Origin of the sequence: Rahnella sp. CG8 (assembly GCF_023701875.1) — a bacterium.
GTDB classification, from domain to species: domain Bacteria; phylum Pseudomonadota; class Gammaproteobacteria; order Enterobacterales; family Enterobacteriaceae; genus Rahnella; species Rahnella aceris.
The window spans coordinates 104,764-126,360 of the sequence record NZ_JABAED010000006.1 but is presented as its reverse complement, the minus strand read 5'-3'; the positions used below and the strand labels follow the sequence as shown (position 1 = coordinate 126,360).

Sequence of the window (21,597 nt, the reverse complement as noted above, 5' to 3'; positions counted from 1 at the left end):
GCTCACATGTGCTCCTTGCGGGGGCTATTTTGATTATCATTAAGAGTGGATGCGGTAGCGCCAGGTAAAGGCTGCAGGGCGGTGATCACCCGTTGCAGTTCTTCCCGGGTACCGATTGTGATCCGCAGGCAGCCGGAAAGTCCCGGTTGCTTGTTCTGGTCACGCAGGATAATGCCCTGATCCCAGAGGTTTTTAAAGACGGCGCTTGAAGCGTAGAAGCGGACGAGGACGTAGTTAGTGTCGCTGGCAAAAACCTCTTCAACACAGGCGCATTTTTCCAGTTCTTCCCGCAACCACGCGCGGTTTTCCGTCACTTCAGTCACCCGCTGACGCATTATCGCCAGCCCTTCCGGGCTCAGCGCCTGTGCAGCGATATCGGCTACAGGCGTAGATAAAGGATAAGGCGCGATCACTTTCATTAATAAACCAATCAGGTCGCTGTTGGCGAGCGTGAAGCCGCAGCGCAAACCGGCGAGGGCAAACGCTTTGGACAGCGTGCGCAAAATCGCCAGGTGCGGATATTCCTGCAACCAACCCGACACTGTCGCCTGTGGGCAGAATTCGATATAAGCCTCATCGACTGCGACAATCGCGCGGCCACGGGTCATTTCCAATACGGCGCGGATTTCATCCGGGTTGATAATGTTGCCGGTCGGGTTATTCGGGCTGCACACATACACCAGTTTCACCCCGTCGAGGGCGGCTTCAATGGCAGGAATGTCCAGGGACCAGTCGGCTTTCGCGGCCACGGTGCGGCCTTCCACGCCAATTGTCTCGGCGCTGACGCTGTACATGCCGTAAGTCGGCGGGCAATAAAGAATAGCGTCTTTGCCCGGTTCACAGAATGCGCGGATCAACAGTTCAATGCCTTCGTCTGCGCCACGGCTGACCAGCACCTGTTCCGGGTCAACACCCGCATAAGCTGCGTAACGGTTGATGACCAGCGCAGGCTGACATTCCGGATAACGGTTAAAGGTCTGCTGCGTCAGTTCAAACTGTGGCGCGATGGCGTATTCGTTAGCGTTAAGCCACACATCACCGTTGCCGCCGAGACGACGTGCGGACTGATACGGGGTCAGTTCCTGCACATTCTTACGTGCCAGCGCCTGAACGCTGAGGGTGTTTTCATTGCTCATCAGCGTTGCTCCTTTAAAGCGTTAACGCGCAAAGTCACGGCATTTTTGTGTGCGGTCAGTTGTTCAGCCTGCGCCAGGGTTTCGATGGTATTTGCCAGACCGAGCAAACCTTCAGGCGTTAACTGCTGAACGGTCATGCGTTTCTGGAAATCTGCCAGACCGAGGCTGGAACAGGTGGCCGTGTAACCGTAAGTCGGCAAGACGTGGTTGGTGCCGGAAGCGTAATCGCCTGCGGATTCCGGTGACCAGTCACCGAGAAATACTGAACCGGCGCTGGTGATACTGTCGACCAGTTGCTCCGGCTCACGGGTTTGCAGGATCAGGTGCTCCGGACCGTACGCATTGCTGATTTCGATACACTGCGCGATGTCTTTCGCCACAATCAGACGGCTGCTTGCCAGTGCCTGACGGGCAATCTCGCTGCGGGATAATGTCTGCAACTGGCGTTCAACGGCTTCACCAACCGCCTGCGCCATTTTCAAATCCGGCGTCAGCAAAATCACCTGAGAATCGGGGCCGTGTTCTGCCTGAGAAAGCAAATCAGAGGCGACAAAGTCAGGTGTCGCGCCACTGTCGGCAATCACCAGCACTTCTGAAGGCCCGGCTGGCATATCGATTGCCGCGCCGTCCAGGCTCTGACTAACCTGACGCTTGGCTTCGGTGACGTAGGCATTGCCCGGCCCGAAGATTTTCGCCACACGCGGCACGGTTTCGGTGCCAAAGGCCAGCGCGGCAATTGCCTGCGCACCGCCAAGCTGATACACCTCTTCCACGCCACACAGTTGAGCGGCATACAGAATTTCATCGGCAATCGGCGGCGGAGAACACAGCACCACTTTCTGGCATCCGGCAATACGCGCCGGGGTCGCTAACATTAATACGGTGGACACCAGCGGCGCAGAACCGCCCGGAATATACAGGCCCACGGACTGAATAGGGCGGGTCAGTTGCTGGCAACGTACGCCGGGCTGGGTTTCGATATCCACCACAGCCAGTTTTTGTGCCTGATGAAAGGTATCGATATTGCGCACGGCATGTGCCATCGCCTGTTTAACGTCCTCACCTAAACGCGCGGCCGCTGCCCCGATTTGCTGTGCAGTGACGCGCAATTCCCGGACTTCAGTTTTATCAAAGCGGGCGCAAAACTCGCGCAGCGCACTGTCACCTTCACTGCGCACGCGGCGCAGGATTTCACTGACAGATTCGGTAATACGGTCAGACGCCGAAATTGCCGGGCGTGTCAGCAGCTCGCGACGCTGTTGTTCGTCGCATTGCTGCCAGTCAATCGGGGTAGTGAACGCGTCAGGCTTCATGGCTTACTCCATCATTTTTTCGATTGGCAGAACCAGAATGGAGCTGGCGCCGAGCGCTTTCAGTTTCTCCATCGTTTCCCAGAACAGGGTTTCGCTGCTGACCATGTGCATGGCCACACGTTGCTGATCGCCTGCCAGCGGCAGAATGGTCGGACGCTCAGCGCCCGGCAGCAGGGCAACGATCTCATCAAGACGCTCACTTGGCGCGTGCAACATAATGTACTTGGATTCGCGTGCCTGAATAACGCCCTGAATACGGGTCATCATTTTGTCGATCAGCAGTTGTTTCTCTTGTGGCATTTCGCCGTCGCGCTGGATAAGACAGGCTTTGGAGCGATAAATCACTTCCACTTCACGCAGGCCGTTGGCTTCGAGCGTGGCGCCGGTAGAGACCAGGTCACAAATCGCATCCGACAAACCGGCGCGCGGGGCGACTTCCACAGAACCGTTCAGCAGGCAGGATTTGAAATCGACGCCTTTTTTATCGAGATATTGCTTGAGCAGGTGCGGATACGAGGTGGCGATGCGGGCGTTTTGCAGGCTTTGCGGACCGGTATACTCCGTGTCCAGTGGCGTCGCCAGTGACAGACGGCAACCGCCAAAATCCAGACGACGCAGGGTGAAATAACGCGGGTCTTCGCCCTGGGCGCGGCGGCTCAGCAACTCTTCTTCCAGCACGTTTTCACCGATGATACCCAGATCCACCACACCGTCCATCACCAGCCCCGGGATATCGTCATCACGCACGCGCAAAATGTCGATCGGCATGTTTTCTGCGAAGGCGATCAGACGCTGTTCCTGCAGGTTGATTTTGATCCCGCAGCGGGCCAGCAGTTCGCGTGATTCATCGCTCAGGCGACCTGACTTTTGCATTGCTATCCGTAAACGTGTTTTATCCAGCATGATGACCTCAGTTTCTTAATTATTTATCGTAAAAATCGTTTGTTTAAAGGCGTTAACTTCAATCCGTCAGGCCAAAAAAAAAGCCCCCGGAAGAAATCTTCCGGGGGCTATCTCTGCGTTCTGCGCCACTGGAAGATCTAAACAGTCTCCCAGCACCAATCGCCTGAAAGACTAGTCAGGGTGATGGTGATGACGGTGGTTAATCAGAACGTTTGTCATGTCAGTGTCTCAGTATGTTCATTTATATGCCGCGTGATTCAGATTTGAATCATTCGCCACACATATCAAATTCGCTGCCAATAAAACTAAACTATCGGGCGGTAACAGCGCAACCTTTTTTTCCGATGATGAGTTTTTCTTATCTGCAGCAGGGTTTTCATCGAATAAATGAATGATCTGTTAACAGAGGCAGAGAAAACCTTACGCAGGCTGAACCGGGAAAAGGTGACATTTGCTAGTATAAAGGAAGCAGTATCAGCAGTGGGTGATGTGATGCCACATGCCAATGAAACAACGGAGCGAAGTATGAAGAAGGTTTCGATTATCGGACTGGGCTGGCTGGGAATGCCACTGGCGATGGCGCTGGCTTCAAAAGGTTATCAGGTGGTCGGCAGTAAAACCACGCCGGATGGGGTAGATGCCGCCAGAGCCGTGGGGATCGAGTGTTTCCCGCTGGTGTTTACGCCGCAGATGGAATGTGTGGCGGAAGATCTCGATCAGTTGCTGAATGTCGATGCGCTGATCATTACCCTGCCTGCGCGCCGGACGGTGGAAGGCAGCGAACTGTACTTCCAGGCGGTACAGCTGTTAACCGACAGCGCACTGGCGCATAACGTCAAACGCATTATTTTCACCAGCTCGACATCTGTTTACGGTGAAGGAGAGGGTGTGGTGCGTGAGGGGTCGCCGCTTGAACCGGTCACGACCAGCGGAAAGGTGCTCAAAGAACTCGAAAACTGGCTCCATGGTTTACCCAATACGTCTGTCGATGTACTGCGTCTGGCCGGTCTGGTCGGCGGCGATCGCCATCCGGGACGTTTTATGGCCGGAAAGACGCAGGTGAAAGGCGGTCAGCATGGTGTCAACCTGGTGCATCAGGATGATGTGATTGCCGCGATTGCGTTGTTACTCAGTCTGCCGAAAGGCGGCCATACATATAACCTGTGCGCACCTGCTCATCCTGCCAAAGCGGAGTTTTATCCGGCGCTGGCCAGACAGATGGGGCTGGAGCCGCCGACTTTTGCTGAACAAGCTTCAGCACAGAAGGGCAAAATCGTCGATGGTGAGCGAATCTGCAAAGAACTTGGCTTTGAATATCAGCATCCTGATCCGCGAACCATGCCTTTTTAATCACCAAACGCGGTGTAGATAATTTCACGTTATGACCTGCCGGAAATTTCGGCAGGTTGTTAAGTGTCTGCTGCATTAACGTTCGGAAAACCCCTTTCTCATGTGCAGGAAACTATTCATTTATCCTGCAACGCCTATTTTATCCTTCCGTTTAATTAGCCGGTTTAATGGCGGTACATTTTTTAAGCTTGCTGTCTAATATTCTTCTGACAGCGTAGTTAAAAATGCGTTTTAATCGCCAATCTGCAGGTGAAACTGGCGACAGATGCTGGTTTGGTAATAAAATTCCTAGTCGCGCGTTTTTAATTTGCTATTGCGCGGTATAAATCACTTTTTTAAGCACAATGATTAAAGTTTTCCTGAACAGTTGCCGATAGGTTAAGTTCGGCACCACTATGCCATTCCATCACTTCTTCTTATCAATCCGGCCTTGTTGCTGGATGTTTCCGCGTGTCCGGTCATAAATTATTACAATAATTGTCTTTTTATTTCTTAAACCGCGTGCCTGCTCACGGTTTAAGAACAATTCGCGCTTAATTTCCTCACAAACCATTAGGACAACTCCCCGAAAACCCTTGTGCTGACTGGGTTGGGTGTATTTAGCACAATGATCATGCTATTTGAAATTTCCAGCATAAATAGCTGCATGAGAAGTTATTAATTATTATCTGTGCTGTTCATTTGGCTTTGGTTGGCCTTTGTACAAATTGATCTAAAAAAGGCTAAAAAAGGCTGTCTGAAGAGAGCTTTTTAGACGCTTTTTTACTTTTGGCTTAAAAATGCGCAGATTTTTACGATAAATTGCACTTTCAGAAGCAAAATAAAGTTATAAAGTGTGATCTCTATCACACTTTATTCAAAATTCGTCAACGGTAAGATTGTATGTATAAAGGAAACGGGGTTAGAGTTGCAGCGTAGTAAGATTATTCCTAATAATGTATGTAAAAGCGTTTCACTGAATGAGGCGCCATCACAGCAACGGACTCTGCCAGTACACCAAAACTAAAGTGTTTTTCGATTACTTAGCAGTGCAATTGTCACAATTAATTTAGTTTACATCAGGAACAACTTTGTATTGGCGGTGAAGTAAATACCGCGGGATAAATCTAATAATCATCGTGAGATTTATTAATCAGCCAATGATCCAATTGTTTTGATAGTAAAAAATACTCCTGTCACGCCGGGTAAAACTCTTGCTGCATGGAATATGTCTATCAATCCGCCGTCTTAAAAAAACGGCATCGGTAATGGGGTAGAACAGAATGTCCGAATTGCTTAAGCACATATATGATATCAACCTGTCATATTTACTGTTGGCACAGCGTTTGATTAACGACGAAAAGGCCTCAGCGATGTTTCGCCTGGGGATCGATGACGTTATGGCAGATACCCTGAGACAGCTGACGCTGCCTCAGATGGTGAAGTTAGCTGAAACGAACCAGCTTTTGTGTCAGTTCCGCTTTGATGACAGCAAGACAATTGAACGCTTGACCCAGGAATCGCGGGTGGATGACTTACAACAAATCCATACCGGTATCTTGTTGTCCAGCCATCTGCTGAAAGGCCTGGCCGCGAAAGAAAGCGGCGCGATGAAGAAAAGGGCGTAGCTATGTCTGGTAAAGATGCGTCAACCAAGCCAGCAGAAAAAAGTATTGTTCAGGAAGCACGGGACATTCAGCTGGCTATGGAACTGATTACGCTGGGTGCCAGATTGCAGATGCTGGAAAGCGAAACGCAATTAAGTCGTGGCCGACTGATTAAATTGTACAAAGAGTTGCGAGGAAGTCCTCCCCCGAAAGGCATGTTGCCGTTCTCTACTGACTGGTTCATGACCTGGGAACAGAACATCCATTCCTCCATGTTTTACAACGCTTACTCTTTCCTGCTAAAGAGCGGCCACTGTAATGGCGTGGAGGCGGTGATCAAGGCTTATCGTTTATATCTGGAACAGTGTCCTGAGCAGCCGGGGGAAGCGCCGATCCTTGCGCTGACCCGAGCCTGGACGTTAGTACGTTTTGTCGACAGCGGCATGTTGCAGCTTTCAGCGTGTAACTGCTGTGATGGCTCATTTATTACCCATGCACACCAACCCCGCCACGGGTTTGTTTGCAGTCTTTGCCAGCCCCCGTCCCGAGCAGTAAAAAAACGTAAACTTTCCCCGCAGGTTGCCGATATAACATCTCAAGAGCTGGACGAACAGGTCAAGCACGCAGTTTGAGATAGTTGGGTAGCAGTAAGTCGTTCTGAGCGGTGGCTACCACCGCTCATCAATTCCCCCCTAACATCTCAGCCATTCTCTGACACTTTTTATGCACGTTTCTACGGCACAAATCGGTCAGGCACATGGCGCGCGCTTAACCTCGCCCTAAAACCACATCGAATTAAGGATTCATCGTGCTAGTGATAATAGGTTACATCGTGGTGTTGGGCTCTGTGTTCGGCGGTTTCATGCTCGTCGGCGGTGAGCTGGGCGCGTTATACCAACCCGCAGAATTGCTCATTATTGCCGGTGCCGGCATCGGTGCCTTCTTCGTCGGTAACAACGGCAAAGCGATCAAATCCACCATGCGCGCGCTGCCGCAGTTGTTCCGCGCATCAAAATACAATAAAGCGTTGTATATGGATCTGATGGCGCTGCTTTACCGGGTATTAGCCAAATCACGCCAACAGGGGATGCTGTCGCTGGAAAATGACATCGACAATCCGGCCGAAAGCGACATTTTTGCTAATTATCCGCGCATCCTTGCCGATAAACAGTTAGTCGAATATCTGACTGACTATCTGCGCCTCATGGTCAGCGGCAACATGAATGCCTTTGAAATTGAAGCGCTGATGGACGAGGAAATCGAAACTTACGAGCACGAGAGTGAAGTGCCGGCGAACAGCCTGGCGCTGGTGGGTGACTCACTCCCGGCATTCGGTATCGTCGCTGCGGTAATGGGGATCGTACATACCCTGGCCGCTGCTGACCGACCTGCCGCAGAACTCGGGGCGCTGATTGCCCACGCGATGGTCGGGACCTTCCTCGGTATCCTGCTGGCGTACGGTTTTGTTTCTCCGCTGGCCAGCGTGTTACGCCAGAAGAGTGCTGAAAACGCCAAAATGATGCAGTGCATCAAGGTGACATTGCTGTCGAGCATTAACGGTTATGCGCCACAAATTGCCGTCGAGTTTGGCCGTAAAACGTTGTACACCTCGGAGCGACCTTCGTTTATTGAACTGGAGGAACACGTTCGCCAGGTCAAGTCGCCGGGTCAGAAACAAACTGAAGAAGAAAAAGTATGAAGCATCAGAGCCATCCAATCGTTGTTGTACGCAAGAAAAAGAATAAGCACGGCGGAGGGCATCACGGCGGTTCGTGGAAGATTGCTTACGCTGACTTTATGACAGCGATGATGGCTTTCTTTCTGGTGATGTGGCTGATTTCGATCTCCAGCCCTAAAGAACTGGTGCAAATTGCCGAATACTTCCGTACCCCCCTTGCGGTGGCGATCACCGGCGGGCCGCGCAGCAGCGATGCTACCAGCCCGATCCCGGGCGGTGGCGAAGACCCGACCGTACAGGACGGGGAAGTCCATAAAATGGAGCAGTCGCAGGGGGCGAGTAAGCGTGAGTCGGACGATTTACAGCGGTTGCAGCAAAAGCTGGAAGACATGCTGGCGTCGGATCCGCGGCTGAAAGATTTACGTCCACACCTGATGATTAACCTGACCGAGCAGGGTTTGCGCATTCAGATTATCGATAGCAAAAACCGCCCGATGTTCCAGCTTGGCAGCGCGATTGTTGAGCCGTACATGCGCGATATCCTCAGGGCGATTGCCCCGGTACTGGATGGTTTTCCAAACAAGATCAGCCTGGCGGGGCATACCGATGACATGCCGTATGCCACAGGTGAACGTGGCTACAGCAACTGGGAACTGTCGACTGAGCGCGCGAATGCTTCACGTCGCGAGATGATGAGCGGCGGCCTCAGCGAAGGGAAAGTCCTGCGGGTGATGGGCATGGGGTCTTCCATGCAACTGAAAAACCATCCGGCAGGTGACGCCATCAACCGTCGTATCAGTATTTTGGTCCTGAACAAACACGCGGAAGAAGCGATTGAACGGGAAAACAGCGAGGGCGAGGCGATCACGATCAGTGACGCTGGCGAGCTGCAAAGACAAGTACAAGGCACACAAAAAGTGCCGGCATTAGCACCAAAAATGAGTTCGGCTCCGGCAGCTCCGGCGTTAGCGCCACAGGCAAACCCGGCACCGGCCACACCAGAGAAAGCACCATCAATACCCGGGATTGAGACGCAGACGCCAGTGACACCCTCGGCAGGCGCTCAACCTGCGACGGCAGCTCCGGCTGCCGCGGCGGGCACGGCACCTGCGACACATTAACAAGCCGCGATTCACAGCAGAGGTGATCACGTGAGCATGGATATTACTGATTTTTATCAGACATTTTTTGATGAAGCAGACGAGTTGCTGGCGGACATGGAACAACATCTGTTGTTACTTGATCCGCAGGCGCCTGACATTGAGCAACTGAATGCGATTTTCCGCGCAGCGCACTCAATCAAAGGCGGTGCAGCCACGTTTGGATTTACGGTTTTACAGGAAACGACTCACTTACTGGAAAACCTGCTCGACGGTGCTCGTCGCGCTGAAATGAGCCTGAGCACCGACATCATCAACCTGTTTCTGGAAACAAAAGACATTATGCAGGAGCAACTCGACGCCTATAAATCTTCCCGGGATCCTGACGCAGAAAGCTTTGAATATATCTGTGCGGCCCTGAGACAACTGGCCCTCGAAGCGCAACAGGCGCGTGAACCTGTGCCTGATCTTCACGTGGTTGAAGACCAGACAGCGGCACAATCTGTCGCGACAGCGCCGGTTGCACCCGCTGCCGGTAAGGGCGATTTGCGCGTTCGTCTCTCCGGCCTGAAAACACAGGAAATTCCGGTGATGCTGGAGGAACTCGGCAATCTCGGCGAGATAAAAGATCCGGTTCAGACTGATGACAGCGTGGAAGCCACCCTGGTCACCACCGTTAGCGAAGACGACATTATTGCCGTGCTGTGTTTTGTGCTGGAGCCGGAACAAATCAGCTTCACTCACGCCCCGGCAGCGGTTGCTTCTGAGGCCGTTGCGGTTGCCGCATCCGCGCCTGTTGTGGCGGAAGTGGCTGCAGCACCGGCGGTCGTCGCCCGTCAGGCTCCGGTACTGACGGCAGTGCCGAACAGCGAACCGGCGAAAGCCCGTGCACCTAAAGCCCCTGAATCCACCAGCATCCGTGTTGCTGTTGAAAAGGTTGACCAGTTGATCAACCTCGTGGGCGAACTGGTGATCACCCAGTCCATGCTGGCGCAGCGTTCCGATCTGCTGGATCCGGTTGTCCACAGTGACCTGCTCAACAGCATGGGCCAGCTCGAACGTAATGCCCGTGATTTGCAGGAATCGGTGATGTCGATTCGTATGATGCCGATGGAATTCGTGTTCAGCCGCTTCCCGCGTCTGGTGCGAGATCTGGCCAGCAAACTGAATAAGCAAATCGAACTGACACTGCTCGGCAGCTCGACCGAACTGGATAAGAGCCTGATCGAACGTATCATCGATCCGTTAACGCACCTGGTGCGTAACAGTCTGGATCACGGTGTGGAAACGCCGGATGTGCGTATTGCCAATGGTAAAGAACCCACCGGTAACCTGACGCTTTCTGCAGAACATCAGGGCGGCAATATCTGCATCGAAGTGATCGACGATGGTGCCGGTCTGAACCGCGAACGTATTCTGGCGAAAGCCGCATCGCAGGGCATGAACGTCCATGACAACATGAGCGATGAAGAAGTCGGCATGCTGATCTTTGCCGCAGGCTTCTCGACCGCAGAAAAAGTCACTGACGTTTCAGGCCGTGGTGTCGGCATGGACGTGGTGAAACGAAACATTCAGGAAATGGGTGGGCACGTTGAAATCCATTCCCAGCAGGGCAAAGGCACCACCATCCGTATCCTGCTGCCACTGACGCTGGCGATCCTCGACGGGATGTCAGTGAAAGTCGGTAAAGAAGTCTTCATTCTGCCACTGAACGCGGTGATGGAATCTCTGCAACCGCTGTCAGAGGATTTGCATCCGATGGCCGGTGGCGAACGTGTTCTGCAGGTGCGCGGTGAATACCTGCCGCTGGTTGAGTTGTACAACGTCTTTGATGTTGAAGACGCCAAAACCGAAGCCACGCAGGGCATTGTGGTGATTTTGCAGAGTGCAGGGCGTCGCTACGCGTTGCTGGTTGATCAGTTGATTGGTCAGCATCAGGTTGTGGTGAAAAACCTGGAAAGCAACTATCGCAAAGTACCGGGCATTTCCGCCGCCACTATTTTGGGCGACGGCAGTGTGGCGCTGATCGTGGACGTGTCTGCATTGCAGTCACTGAACCGCGATAAATTAGCAACAGGCTCCACCGCCGCATAACAAGCAAAGCTGCCGGTGACCGCAAGGTTGCCGGGTGTGAAAAACTCAGGCCGATTTAAAGATAAAAGCAAAGGTGAACAACATGGCAGGACTTGCAACCGTGGCGAAAATTGCGGGCGAAACAGTAGGTCAGGAATTTCTGATCTTTACTTTAGGCGATGAAGAATACGGCATCGATATCCTCAAAGTGCAGGAAATCCGTGGATACGATCAGGTAACCCGTATTGCTAACACCCCGGCCTTTATTAAAGGTGTCACCAACCTGCGCGGCGTCATCGTGCCGATCCTCGACCTGAGGGTGAAATTCGCTCAGGAAGATGTGATTTACAACGAAAACACGGTGGTGATTGTACTTAACTTCGAAAACCGCGTTGTCGGGATCGTGGTTGACGGCGTATCAGACGTGCTGTCGCTGAGCCAGGATCAGATCCGCCCGGCACCGGAATTCGCCGTGACCATGTCGACGGAGTATCTGACGGGGTTGGGTTCGCTGGGTGACCGTATGTTGATCCTGGTGGATATTGAGAAGCTGCTGAGCAGTGAAGAAATGGCACTCGTTGATAGTGTGACGAAAATTTGATTTTCGTTTTTAAGGTCAAGGTCAAGGTCGTGGGCTCGCCGCCCACACTGGCCCAGAGACCCGCAATCGCGCGGGCCTCTGGACTCCACGCTTTTTTCACTGCGCGCTGTCGCAGGCACGACGGACATGTTCTGTCACCGTAGCGTGTGGCGCAAAATCTTGTCGCTCCGCGATGCCTTCTCCCGGTCCTGAAGCCCCCGGTCTTCAGGCCGCTCCGTTCAGCAAGATTTTTGATCACGCCAGTCTCGATCGAATAAAACCCTCGTTCTGATTCTTCCTGTTAAAAATAAGGGCAGAAGTTTTTTTCTTGCTCGTTCCCCGGCGAAGGGGAAGGCCGGGATGGAGTATTAATGACATCTCCAGACTGACCCTCTTTTTTGCACTGCTCCTAACTCATTGATTTAATGAGTGCACGCGAACACACAAAAAAAGAGGGTATTTCTGCTAAAACAGGGATAATCTCTTGCCGTTCAAAGCCTAAAGCTGAAAACCCAACAGTTCACTGCCGGACAGGCAGCTTAGAAATGCGTCACCAGGGCGGCGAAAGTCCACTGCCGCCAGCCCCCAAAACTCATCCCACCAAATCCCGTTCAACAAACGTCTTGCGCCATTGTGTCGGCGACATGCCCAGCCGCTGGCGGAAATGATGACGTAAAGTTTCCGGCGATCCGAAACCGGCCTGTTCGGCAACGCGGTCAATACTCAGTGTGCCGTTTTCCAGCAGGGCGCAGGCTTTTTCCAGCCGCACGGTCAGCATCCATTCTCCCGGTGTGGTGCCGGTAGCATCATGGAAACGGCGCAGGAAGGTGCGGCGGCTCATACCGGCTTGTCTTGCGAGCTGATCAATCACCAGCGGAGTATTGAGATGGCCGCGTAAGTCATCGAGCAAGGGCGCCAGCGTTTTTGTCTGATGCCGTGGTACCGGTTGCTGGATCAACTGAGCCTGATTCCCTTCGCGCAGCGGCGGCGTCACCATGCGGCGCGCCGTACGGTTAGCGACTTCGATACCATAATCACGGCGGATCAGATGCAGACACAAATCGACGCCCGCCGCACCTCCGGCAGAAGTGATGATGCTGCCTTCATCGACATAAATCATGCCGTGCTCAACCTGCACGTCAGGGAATTTTTGCGCCAGAACATCGGTGCTGTTCCAGTGCGCCGTCGCGCGTTTACCGTCCAGCAAACCCGCAGCGGCCAACACGAAACTTCCCGCGCAGATCGACACAATTCTTGTCCCGTTGTGATGGGCTTTTTGCAGCGCAGCAATCAGCCGCTCAGACGCCGGTTCGTGAATGCTGCGCCAGCCGGGGATCACAATCGTACCGGCGTCTTCCAGCAGTTCCAGCCCGCCATCCACCACCAGCCGCACGCCACCTTGCGCGCCGAAAGTCCCTTCTTCTACCGACGCGACGGCTAACTCGTACAGCGGTTCGCCCGTGAGTTCATCGGCACGGCCAAAGGCTTCGACGGCGATGCCAAACTCGAAGGTACACAGACATTCATAAGCCAGCAGCACCAGTCGCCGGTTGGGCGCAGCGGGATGGCGGGAGGAAGACATCAGCGGCAGATCAACTTTTTGCATGAAAGGATAACCCTCAGGTTGGCACGATCTTGACGATACATGGCATACCGGCAGATTTCTACTCTGACGCCAATCTTCCATGCTATGCGTCTCTTATCCCCGCAGGATTTAATCATGAAAAACACACTCGCACTGATGGCGGTTTGTCTGGCCGCCCTGATGTCGGGGCTGGAAATTTCCAGCGTCCCCGTATTATCACCGGTACTCGAACAGGAACTGCATGCCAGTTTCCGCGAGCTTCAGTGGATCATGAACGCTTACACGCTCGCCTGCACCACGGTACTGATGGCGACCGGTACGCTGGCAGACCGCTATGGACGGAAACGTGTTTTTATCATCAGCATTACAGCGTTCGGGCTGACCTCGCTGATGTGCGGTCTCGCCGGTAGCGCGCAATGGCTTATCGCAGGACGTTTTCTTCAGGGACTGAGCGGCGGCGCAATGCTGACCTGCCTGATTGCGATCCTTTCCTCGCAGTTTCCGCAAGGGAAAGCGCGCAGTCAGGCGTTTGCCGCATGGGGGATTACGTTTGGTTTCGGGTTAGGGTTCGGCCCGATCATCGGCGGCACGCTGGTCGCCTGGCTGAGCTGGCGATGGGTGTTTCTGATCCACGTTGTTATCGCCGTACTGACCCTGATTCTGGCGCTGAAAAACGTGGTGGAATCCCGTGACGGACAGGCTAAAAAACTGGATCTGGGGGGATTGATTACCCTTTCGGTCACGGTCTTGGGCGCGACGTTCCTCATTACTCAGGGCAGCAGTCTGGGCTGGAGCAGTGTTACAGCAGGCGCTGTTCTGCTGGCTACCGCCGTCAGCGCGGTGATGTTCATCTGCATTGAAAAACGCCATCCGCACCCGATGTTTGATTTTTCGGTCTTCCGCGTCCGGGCATTTTCTGGTGCGCTGATGGGGTCGGTAGGGATGAATTTCAGCTTCTGGCCGCTGATGATTTATCTGCCGGTGTATTATCAGGGCGGGTTGGGTTATGGCAGTGTCGCTACCGGTATGGCACTGCTGGCTTATACGTTACCCACGTTGCTGATGCCACCGCTCGGTGAAAAACTGACAACACGTTTTGGCGCGTCACGTCTGATCCCGCTGGGATTATTCACAATAGGCGCAGGTTTTATGCTGATGCAAATCGCCGTCGTTCATCACCTTAGCCTATTGCCGGGTGCGCTGCTGGCAGGCATTGCGCTGGGGCTGACCAATACACCGGTCACCAACACCACAACCGGCTCTGTTGCGGCCAACCGCGCGGGAATGGCGTCGGGGATTGATATCAGTGCGCGCCTGATTACCCTGGCGATCAACATTGCGCTCATGGGAAACCTGCTGGTGGCGGGAATTGCCGCGAGCCTGAAAAAAGTCATGCCCGCAGCAGGGGAATTATCTTCGCTGGCAGAACGTATTGCAGGCGGCTCAGCCATTGAACCCCTGCAAAGCGGACAGATTGCGCAGGCACTGACTGATGGCTTTGCAGGCATTCTGCTCTATGGCGCGGCAGGCGTCTGGGTACTGGCACTTCTCAGTTATTTGCTTTTTAACGGCAGGGGGCGGCGTAAAACGGTGTCTTGCGAGCCGTCCTGAGTTTACAAATCCGCGTTGCATATCGTGCAGCGCGTTTTTGCGTAATGTCTTCCATTTGTCTGAAAAATAATCATTTTCCCTGCGCATCTTTTTACTGAATATGGCGTGATAGCCCTGCGGGACGGGGCTTCACGGAAATAGTCGTGATGCAAAATGATAATTTGATTAAGTACGACAACTGGCGTACATTGAGGGCTCATGAGTTTCAGAGAGATCAAATGGAAGGTGATCGAATGTTTGAGGAATGGAAATATTGAATTTGAGGCAAGACGCGGGATTCAGCTTAAGAATTTGTTAAGTACGGGTGACATCTCGCCCTTTGAAGTGGCTGCCTTAATCGGCAGGGCATCCGGAGATCATTATCAGGTTCGCCCCTACCATTTTGACAGCAGTATTGATGTCCACATCATCACCGTCAGTAGTGCCGGAGTACCCTGGTACATCAAGTGGTATTTTACAGAGCCCACCAGTGTTTTTATCAGCGTTCATCATTAAGGAAGAATATGATTATTTATAAAGTCGGGGACGAGAAAAAGGCGATGTGTGGTGTCTGTGAGGCTTTTCGCATTGTCAGCTATCAGCTGCGCGATGTGCCGTTTGATGACGGCAGCGGTATGGTGAAAAATATCATTGCGGGCGTATGTAAAACCTGCGACAGCGTTGCGGTGATCCCTTTTCAGTCTGTGCCTGCCATCAAAAAGCAGTTGCAGATACAACGCAAAGCCGTGGAAACCCGTGTGCCTGCGCACATGATTGATCTGCTGAACATGGCGAGTGCGGAATTGGGGGCAACCCCTGATTTCGTGCCGTTACTGCTCAAATATTATATTCATCAGCTGGCATCAAATCCTGAAGCGGCCCTGCGCCTGGTGACCTTGCTGACGTCCGAACTGGCGACCGGTCTGGCCAATAAGCGCCTTTCCCTGAAAGGGCGCGAGATCGGTAATGATATCGAAAAACTCAAATCCCTGTCCCAGATCGACAACACCACAGAGTTACTTAAAGGCGTGGTGCTGATGATTCATCACGACCTTCTGGTCAATCCGGATGCCCATCGCATCGCAGTTTTAAAGAGTTTTGTCGCCACCGTTGCCTGAACACTTCCCCCGAAAAAATTTGACCCCCATCACATAAAGTTCCTGTTCTTCCTGCCGATAACTGTTCCAGATAATTCTCATTTGAAAAGGAACAACATGTTTAACCGTATGAAAGTGGTCACGGGCATCGTGATCTTACTGGTGGTCTTCGGTGCTTTACAGTTGGTATCCGGTGGCCTGTTCTTTAAATCGTTAAAGACAGACAAAGATAATTTCACCACGTCTCAGCAAATCCGTTTACAACAGGCAGAATTTAACGCCAGCTGGATTTATCTGCTGCAAACCCGCAACACCCTGAACCGTGCGGGTATCCGTTTCATGCTCGACGCCAACCAGATGGGCAGCGGCGCAACGGTCAAAGAACTGATTGATACCGCCACCAAAGATCTGCAAATCGCCGATCAGCACTTTGCCAGTTATCAAAAAATCCCCGCTGATGCCAGCCAGAACCCGCAATTTGCCGCCGACGCCAAAAAGCAATATCAGGTGCTGCATGACGCGCTTTCGGAACTGATTGAGCTGATTGGTCTGGGGCGTATCAATGACTTCTTCGAACAACCGACTCAGCAGTATCAGGACAACTTCGAAAAAGCTTTCGTCACCTATATCGATCAGAACGACCGTCTGTATAACGAGGCGGTGAAAGTGAGCGAGAATTCCTTCACGCATGCCATATGGATGCTGGGTACCGTGTTGATTGTGCTGGCGATTTTCATCCTGCTGGCCTGGACTGGCGTGCAACGCATCCTGATCCATCCGCTGAAAAATATCGTCGATACCATCCGTAAAATTGCAACCGGTGATCTGACGCACGAAATAGTCGTGAAAAGCCGTAATGAAATCGGCCAGCTTGCCGATAGTCTCAAGTACATGCAGGACGAACTGATCCGCACGGTCTCTGGTGTACGTCATGGCGCTGATGCAATTTACAGCGGTGCGAGCGAGATCTCCGCAGGCAACAGTGATTTGTCTTCACGTACTGAACAGCAGGCGTCTGCGCTGGAAGAAACCGCCGCCAGTATGGAACAGCTGACCGCGACCGTGAAACAGAACGCCGAAAACGCCCGTCAGGCCAGCCAGCTGGCACTGAGCGCGTCCGAAACCGCACAGAAGGGCGGGAAAGTGGTAGCAAACGTGGTCGATACCATGAATGACATCGCCAGCAGCTCGAAAAAGATCACCGACATTACCGGTGTGATCGACGGGATTGCTTTCCAGACCAACATTCTGGCGCTGAACGCCGCCGTTGAAGCGGCGCGTGCCGGTGAGCAGGGCCGTGGATTTGCGGTCGTGGCCGGTGAAGTCCGTACCCTGGCGCAACGCAGCGCGCAGGCAGCAAAAGAAATTAAAGGGCTGATTGATGATTCTGTCAGCCGCATTAATACCGGTTCAGTGCTGGCGGAAAGTGCCGGTGAAACCATGCATGACATGGTGAATGCCGTTACGCGTGTGACTGACATTATGGGCGAAATCACCTCGGCATCGGATGAACAAAGCCGCGGGATTGAGCAGGTCGCACAAGCCATCACTGAAATGGATCGGGTGACGCAGCAGAACGCCTCACTGGTTGAAGAATCCGCGTCCGCTTCTGCGGCGCTGGAAGAGCAGGCGAGCCTGCTGACGCAATCAGTGGCCGTGTTTACGCTGAGCCAGACCGCAAATAACAACGTGCGCCAGAATCCGGCATCTTCGGCGAGGCTGTCTCTGTTGACTCCGAACCTTTCTGGTTCTAAAGCCGGTAAGGGTGGAGCGCAGGGAACAGATTTAACCGAAAACTGGGAAACCTTCTAAGCACGTACATAACATCGCGACCCGAAAGAGTCAGGTTTGCCGTTAACGCAAAGGCAGTCCCGAGTATGTAGGGTATAAGAATAAAGGTGCCGGTCTGGGCTGGCACCTAATGAGGTTATCCATGTTTAAGCACATCCGTGTGTCCACCTGCATGTTTTTGTTATTGATAGTGTTCTTTGTTATGCAACTGGTTAACAGCGGGTTATCGCTGCAGGCCGCCCACACGGATAAATTGAATTTTGAGCAGATATCCAACACCGCTGAACAGCGTGATGCGCTCAGCCAGTCCTGGTCTTATCTGTTGCAGACCCGTAATACCCTTAACCGCGCGGCAACGCGTCTGGCGCTGAAACAGCCCCAGGAAAACATCACTCAGCTGATGTCGGATGCCAAAGCCAGCCTGAAAAAGGCCGAAGACGCTTACGCTGCATTTCTGGCTCTGCCCCGCAGAACAGAAAAAGCGGTGGCACTGACCGCTGTGAACAAGGCGAGTTATCAGCAACTGCACGATATGTTGCAGACGCTGACTGAGCTGCTGTCCAGCGGCGACATGAACGGTTTTCTGAACGGCCCGGCGCAAAAGTATCAGGATCAGTTCCAGAAAGATGTCGGTGATTACACTGCCTACGTCAGTGCCCGCTTCGGGGAAGCGCAAACGCAAACCGCAGCGTCTTACCAGAATGTCATGATCAACACCTCCGTCGCCCTTGTTCTGCTGATTGCCCTGACGGTACTGGCGCTGGTGGTGACCCGCCGCATTCTGTTTACTCCGCTGACCATTATGCGCGGACATTTTGACCGCATCGGGGCCGGTGATATCTCTTCGCCCATCGTTGCAGAAGGGCGCTACGAAATTAAAGTCATGCTGGAAAGCCTGCAGCAGATGCAAACGTCGCTGGCAGACACCGTCCGCACCGTGCGTCACGGCGCTGACACCATGTTCTCCGGCCTGAAAGGGATCGCGGCGGGCAACACTGATTTGTCTTCACGGACTGAACAGCAGGCGTCGGCGCTGGAAGAAACCGCAGCGAGCATGGAACAACTGACCGCCACAGTGAAACAGAATGCCGAGAATGCCCGTCAGGCCACGCAACTGGCACGCGATGCGTCGAATACCGCAGAAAAAGGCGGTGAACTGACCGGCAACGTGGTGAAAACCATGAATGATATTGCAGGCAGCTCGAAGAAAATCAGCGCAATCACCAGCGTCATTGATGGCATTGCGTTCCAGACCAACATTCTGGCACTGAACGCGGCGGTTGAAGCGGCACGTGCCGGTGAGCAGGGCCGTGGATTTGCGGTCGTGGCCGGTGAAGTACGAACCCTGGCACAACGCAGCGCACAGGCCGCGAAAGAAATCAAAGCACTGATAGATGAATCTGTCAGCCGCGTCAGTCAGGGTTCCCAACTGGTTGAATCCGCCGGAAATACCATGGATGACATCGTTCGTGCTGTCACCCGCGTAACTGACATCATGGGCGAAATCGCCTCGGCGTCTGACGAACAAAGTCGTGGCATCGAACAGGTATCGATTGCCGTGACCCAAATGGATCAGGTTACACAGCAAAACGCCACGCTGGTTCAGCAGGCCGCTTCTTCCACGCATGCGCTGGAAATCGAGTCTGAAAATCTGACCCGTGCGGTATCGGTGTTTCGCCTTGCCACCACTGACGGCGCAGGTCAACGCCGCAGCGGACTGGCTCAGGGCCTGACATCCCGCCAGGTGGCCCAACCCGCATTACTTCCGGCAACCGCAGGCGCGGTATCGGCAGATAACTGGGAAACATTCTGATACCAGATGAAGAGTGAATTGGGTACCCGTTACACCACCTGTCCCTCTAATGGAGCTGCACCATGAATCAACCAGGCTCGCCAATGAGTGCTGATAACACTTCGATCATGGCACAGATGATCCAGCGTTTACCGCTGTCCGATACCCATTTTCGCCGGATAAGTGAGCTTATCTATCAGCGCGCGGGTATTGTGCTGGCGGATCACAAACGCGAAATGGTCTACAACCGCCTGGTCCGGCGGTTGCGGATACTCGGGCTTAATGATTTCACCAGCTATATGGCGCTGCTGGAAAACGACAGCAACAGTCCGGAATGGCAGGCGTTTATTAATGCGCTGACCACCAACCTGACGGCGTTTTTCCGCGAAGCGCATCACTTTCCGATCCTGGCAGAACATGCCCGTTCGCGTCCGAACAGTTACAGCGTCTGGAGCACGGCAGCCTCGACCGGCGAAGAACCCTATTCCATCGCCATGACGCTGAGTGAAGCGCTGGGGCCGCGGATGGCAAGCTGCCGCATTCAGGCCAGTGATATCGATACGCAGGTGCTTGAGAAAGCCACCGCCGGGGTTTACCGCCTCGAAGAACTGCGCACGCTCAGCCCGCAGCAGTTACAGAAATTTTTCCTCAAAGGCACAGGCCCGCACAGTGGCCTGGTGCGTGTGCGTCCCGAACTGGCGCAGATGGTGGCTTTCCAGCAACTGAATCTGCTGGCGAACCAGTGGCAGCTGAACGGTCCGTTTGATGCAATTTTCTGCCGTAATGTGATGATTTATTTCGATAAAGAAACGCAGGAGAAAATTTTACGCCGATTTGTTCCGTTACTTAAACCGGGTGGCCTGATGTTTGCCGGACACTCCGAAAACTTCAGCCAAATCAGCCGGGAATTTTATTTGCGCGGTCAGACTGTCTATGGCCTCGCCAAGGAGAGGTAATGAATAAAATCAGAGTGTTGAGCGTCGATGACTCGGCGTTAATGCGTCAGCTGATGACGGAAATCATCAACAGCCATCCGGATATGGAAATGGTCGCGACCGCCCCCGATCCGCTGGTGGCGCGTGATCTCATCAAGAAATTTAACCCGGACGTGCTGACGCTGGATGTTGAAATGCCGCGTATGGACGGCCTGGATTTTCTCGAAAAGCTGATGCGTCTGCGTCCGATGCCGGTGGTGATGGTCTCCTCACTGACCGGCAAAGGCTCGGAAATTACCCTGCGTGCACTGGAGCTTGGCGCGATTGACTTTGTGACCAAACCGCAACTGGGTATCCGTGAAGGTATGCTGGCCTACAGCGAGATGATTGCCGATAAAATCCGCACGGCCTCAAAAGCGCGTCTGAACAAAAGCGTCAACATTGATCAGCCGCGTATTCTCAGCCATACGCCGCTGCTGAGCAGTGAAAAACTGATTGCCATCGGCTCATCAACGGGCGGCACAGAGGCTATCCGCCACGTGCTGCAACCGCTGCCGCCGACCTGTCCGGCGCTGATGATTACCCAGCATATGCCACCGGGTTTCACCCGTTCTTTCGCCGACCGTCTGAACAAGTTATGTCAGATCACGGTGAAAGAAGCGGAAGACGGAGAGCGTGTTTTGCCGGGCCATGCGTATATCGCACCGGGTGACAGACATATGGAACTCACGCGCAGTGGCGCCAACTACCAGGTTAAGTTGAACGACGGTCCGGCGGTGAACCGCCATCGTCCGTCGGTCGACGTTTTATTCCGTTCGGTGGCGCAGTTTGCCGGACGCAATGCCGTTGGGGTGATCCTGACGGGAATGGGCAATGACGGCGCCGCCGGCATGCTTGAGATGCACCGGGCAGGGGCTTACACCCTTGCACAAAACGAAGCCAGTTGTGTGGTGTTCGGTATGCCCCGTGAGGCTATCGCCACCGGTGGCGTAAACGAAGTGGTGGATCTCAGCCAAATCAGCCAGCGGATGCTGGCGCAAATATCAGCCGGTCAGGCATTACGTATTTAATTTTTCAGCCTTGTGCTG

Annotated in this window: 18 protein-coding genes and 1 other annotated feature; of the genes, 14 read left to right on the top strand and 4 right to left on the bottom strand. The window is 53.5% G+C overall.

All coding sequences use genetic code 11. From position 1 onward, the window contains the following. Window positions 1–2: 2 nt before the first annotated feature. The 3 genes from hisC to hisG are packed head-to-tail and all read right to left on the bottom strand — an operon-like array spanning window position 3 to window position 3,352. Entirely contained in the window at window positions 3–1,136 is a 1,134-nt protein-coding gene (hisC, locus tag HGO41_RS07920) for a histidinol-phosphate transaminase (RefSeq protein WP_112198260.1), read from the bottom strand. Further along, entirely contained in the window at window positions 1,136–2,449 is a 1,314-nt protein-coding gene (gene hisD, locus HGO41_RS07915; RefSeq protein ID WP_013575086.1) for a histidinol dehydrogenase, read from the bottom strand. The genes hisC and hisD overlap by 1 nt, the downstream gene beginning before the upstream one ends. Before the next feature lie 3 nt (window positions 2,450–2,452). Next, the gene (gene hisG, locus HGO41_RS07910) at window positions 2,453–3,352 is read right to left on the bottom strand and encodes an ATP phosphoribosyltransferase (protein WP_013575087.1); all 900 of its coding nucleotides are present in this window, start codon (window positions 3,350–3,352) and stop codon (window positions 2,453–2,455) included. Window positions 3,353–3,426: 74 nt separating this feature from the next. Continuing rightward, window positions 3,427–3,548, bottom strand: a sequence feature (His leader region). Window positions 3,549–3,877: 329 nt separating this feature from the next. On the opposite strand from hisG, the gene HGO41_RS07905 reads away from it, so the two are divergent. The 7 genes from HGO41_RS07905 to cheW all read left to right on the top strand — a co-directional run bounded on the left by HGO41_RS07905 (window position 3,878) and on the right by cheW (window position 11,740). Continuing rightward, window positions 3,878–4,702, top strand: coding sequence for an SDR family oxidoreductase (locus HGO41_RS07905; protein WP_013575088.1), 825 nt, complete (start codon window positions 3,878–3,880; stop codon window positions 4,700–4,702). 1,262 nt (window positions 4,703–5,964) lie between these two features. Next, window positions 5,965–6,309, top strand: coding sequence for a flagellar transcriptional regulator FlhD (gene flhD, locus HGO41_RS07900; protein ID WP_013575090.1), 345 nt, complete (start codon window positions 5,965–5,967; stop codon window positions 6,307–6,309). A 2-nt stretch (window positions 6,310–6,311) separates the two neighbouring features. Beyond that, window positions 6,312–6,920, top strand: a complete 609-nt coding sequence (flhC, locus tag HGO41_RS07895; RefSeq protein ID WP_013575091.1) for a flagellar transcriptional regulator FlhC — start codon at window positions 6,312–6,314, stop codon at window positions 6,918–6,920. Window positions 6,921–7,096: 176 nt separating this feature from the next. Next, complete coding sequence (gene motA, locus HGO41_RS07890) at window positions 7,097–7,987, top strand: flagellar motor stator protein MotA (RefSeq protein ID WP_112151826.1); 891 nt, start codon at window positions 7,097–7,099, stop codon at window positions 7,985–7,987. Beyond that, on the top strand, window positions 7,984–9,087 hold the full coding sequence (gene motB / locus HGO41_RS07885) for a flagellar motor protein MotB (RefSeq protein WP_013575093.1): 1,104 nt from the start codon (window positions 7,984–7,986) through the stop codon (window positions 9,085–9,087). The genes motA and motB overlap by 4 nt, the downstream gene beginning before the upstream one ends. Before the next feature lie 36 nt (window positions 9,088–9,123). Then, the gene (gene cheA, locus HGO41_RS07880; protein WP_153375938.1) at window positions 9,124–11,160 is read left to right on the top strand and encodes a chemotaxis protein CheA; all 2,037 of its coding nucleotides are present in this window, start codon (window positions 9,124–9,126) and stop codon (window positions 11,158–11,160) included. Window positions 11,161–11,242: 82 nt separating this feature from the next. Then, window positions 11,243–11,740, top strand: coding sequence for a chemotaxis protein CheW (gene cheW / locus HGO41_RS07875; protein WP_013575095.1), 498 nt, complete (start codon window positions 11,243–11,245; stop codon window positions 11,738–11,740). Window positions 11,741–12,311: 571 nt separating this feature from the next. Here the strand turns inward: cheW and ftrA are convergent. Beyond that, window positions 12,312–13,325: a transcriptional regulator FtrA gene (gene ftrA, locus HGO41_RS07870; protein ID WP_037034847.1), complete on the bottom strand. Its 1,014-nt coding sequence runs from the start codon at window positions 13,323–13,325 to the stop codon at window positions 12,312–12,314. Between the two features lie 114 nt (window positions 13,326–13,439). Here ftrA and HGO41_RS07865 point away from each other — a divergent pair, with 114 nt between their 5' ends. The 7 genes from HGO41_RS07865 (at window position 13,440) to HGO41_RS07835 (ending at window position 21,579) form a co-directional block, all read left to right on the top strand. Then, a complete protein-coding gene (locus HGO41_RS07865) occupies window positions 13,440–14,915 on the top strand; it encodes an MFS transporter (protein ID WP_250980940.1) in 1,476 nt (491 codons plus the stop codon). A gap of 198 nt (window positions 14,916–15,113) precedes the next feature. Further along, window positions 15,114–15,410 carry a hypothetical protein gene (locus HGO41_RS07860; RefSeq protein ID WP_250980939.1) on the top strand — a complete coding sequence of 99 codons (297 nt, stop codon included), beginning with the start codon at window positions 15,114–15,116 and terminating at the stop codon, window positions 15,408–15,410. Window positions 15,411–15,418: 8 nt separating this feature from the next. After that, entirely contained in the window at window positions 15,419–16,012 is a 594-nt protein-coding gene (locus HGO41_RS07855; protein WP_037034841.1) for a hypothetical protein, read from the top strand. Between the two features lie 96 nt (window positions 16,013–16,108). Then, on the top strand, window positions 16,109–17,803 hold the full coding sequence (locus tag HGO41_RS07850) for a methyl-accepting chemotaxis protein (protein ID WP_013575150.1): 1,695 nt from the start codon (window positions 16,109–16,111) through the stop codon (window positions 17,801–17,803). Window positions 17,804–17,924: 121 nt separating this feature from the next. Beyond that, window positions 17,925–19,595: a methyl-accepting chemotaxis protein gene (locus tag HGO41_RS07845; RefSeq protein ID WP_112151837.1), complete on the top strand. Its 1,671-nt coding sequence runs from the start codon at window positions 17,925–17,927 to the stop codon at window positions 19,593–19,595. Window positions 19,596–19,657: 62 nt separating this feature from the next. Beyond that, window positions 19,658–20,530 carry a protein-glutamate O-methyltransferase CheR gene (gene cheR, locus HGO41_RS07840; RefSeq protein ID WP_013575152.1) on the top strand — a complete coding sequence of 291 codons (873 nt, stop codon included), beginning with the start codon at window positions 19,658–19,660 and terminating at the stop codon, window positions 20,528–20,530. Further along, entirely contained in the window at window positions 20,530–21,579 is a 1,050-nt protein-coding gene (locus tag HGO41_RS07835) for a protein-glutamate methylesterase/protein-glutamine glutaminase (protein WP_013575153.1), read from the top strand. The genes cheR and HGO41_RS07835 overlap by 1 nt, the downstream gene beginning before the upstream one ends. The last annotated feature ends 18 nt before the right edge of the window (window positions 21,580–21,597 follow it).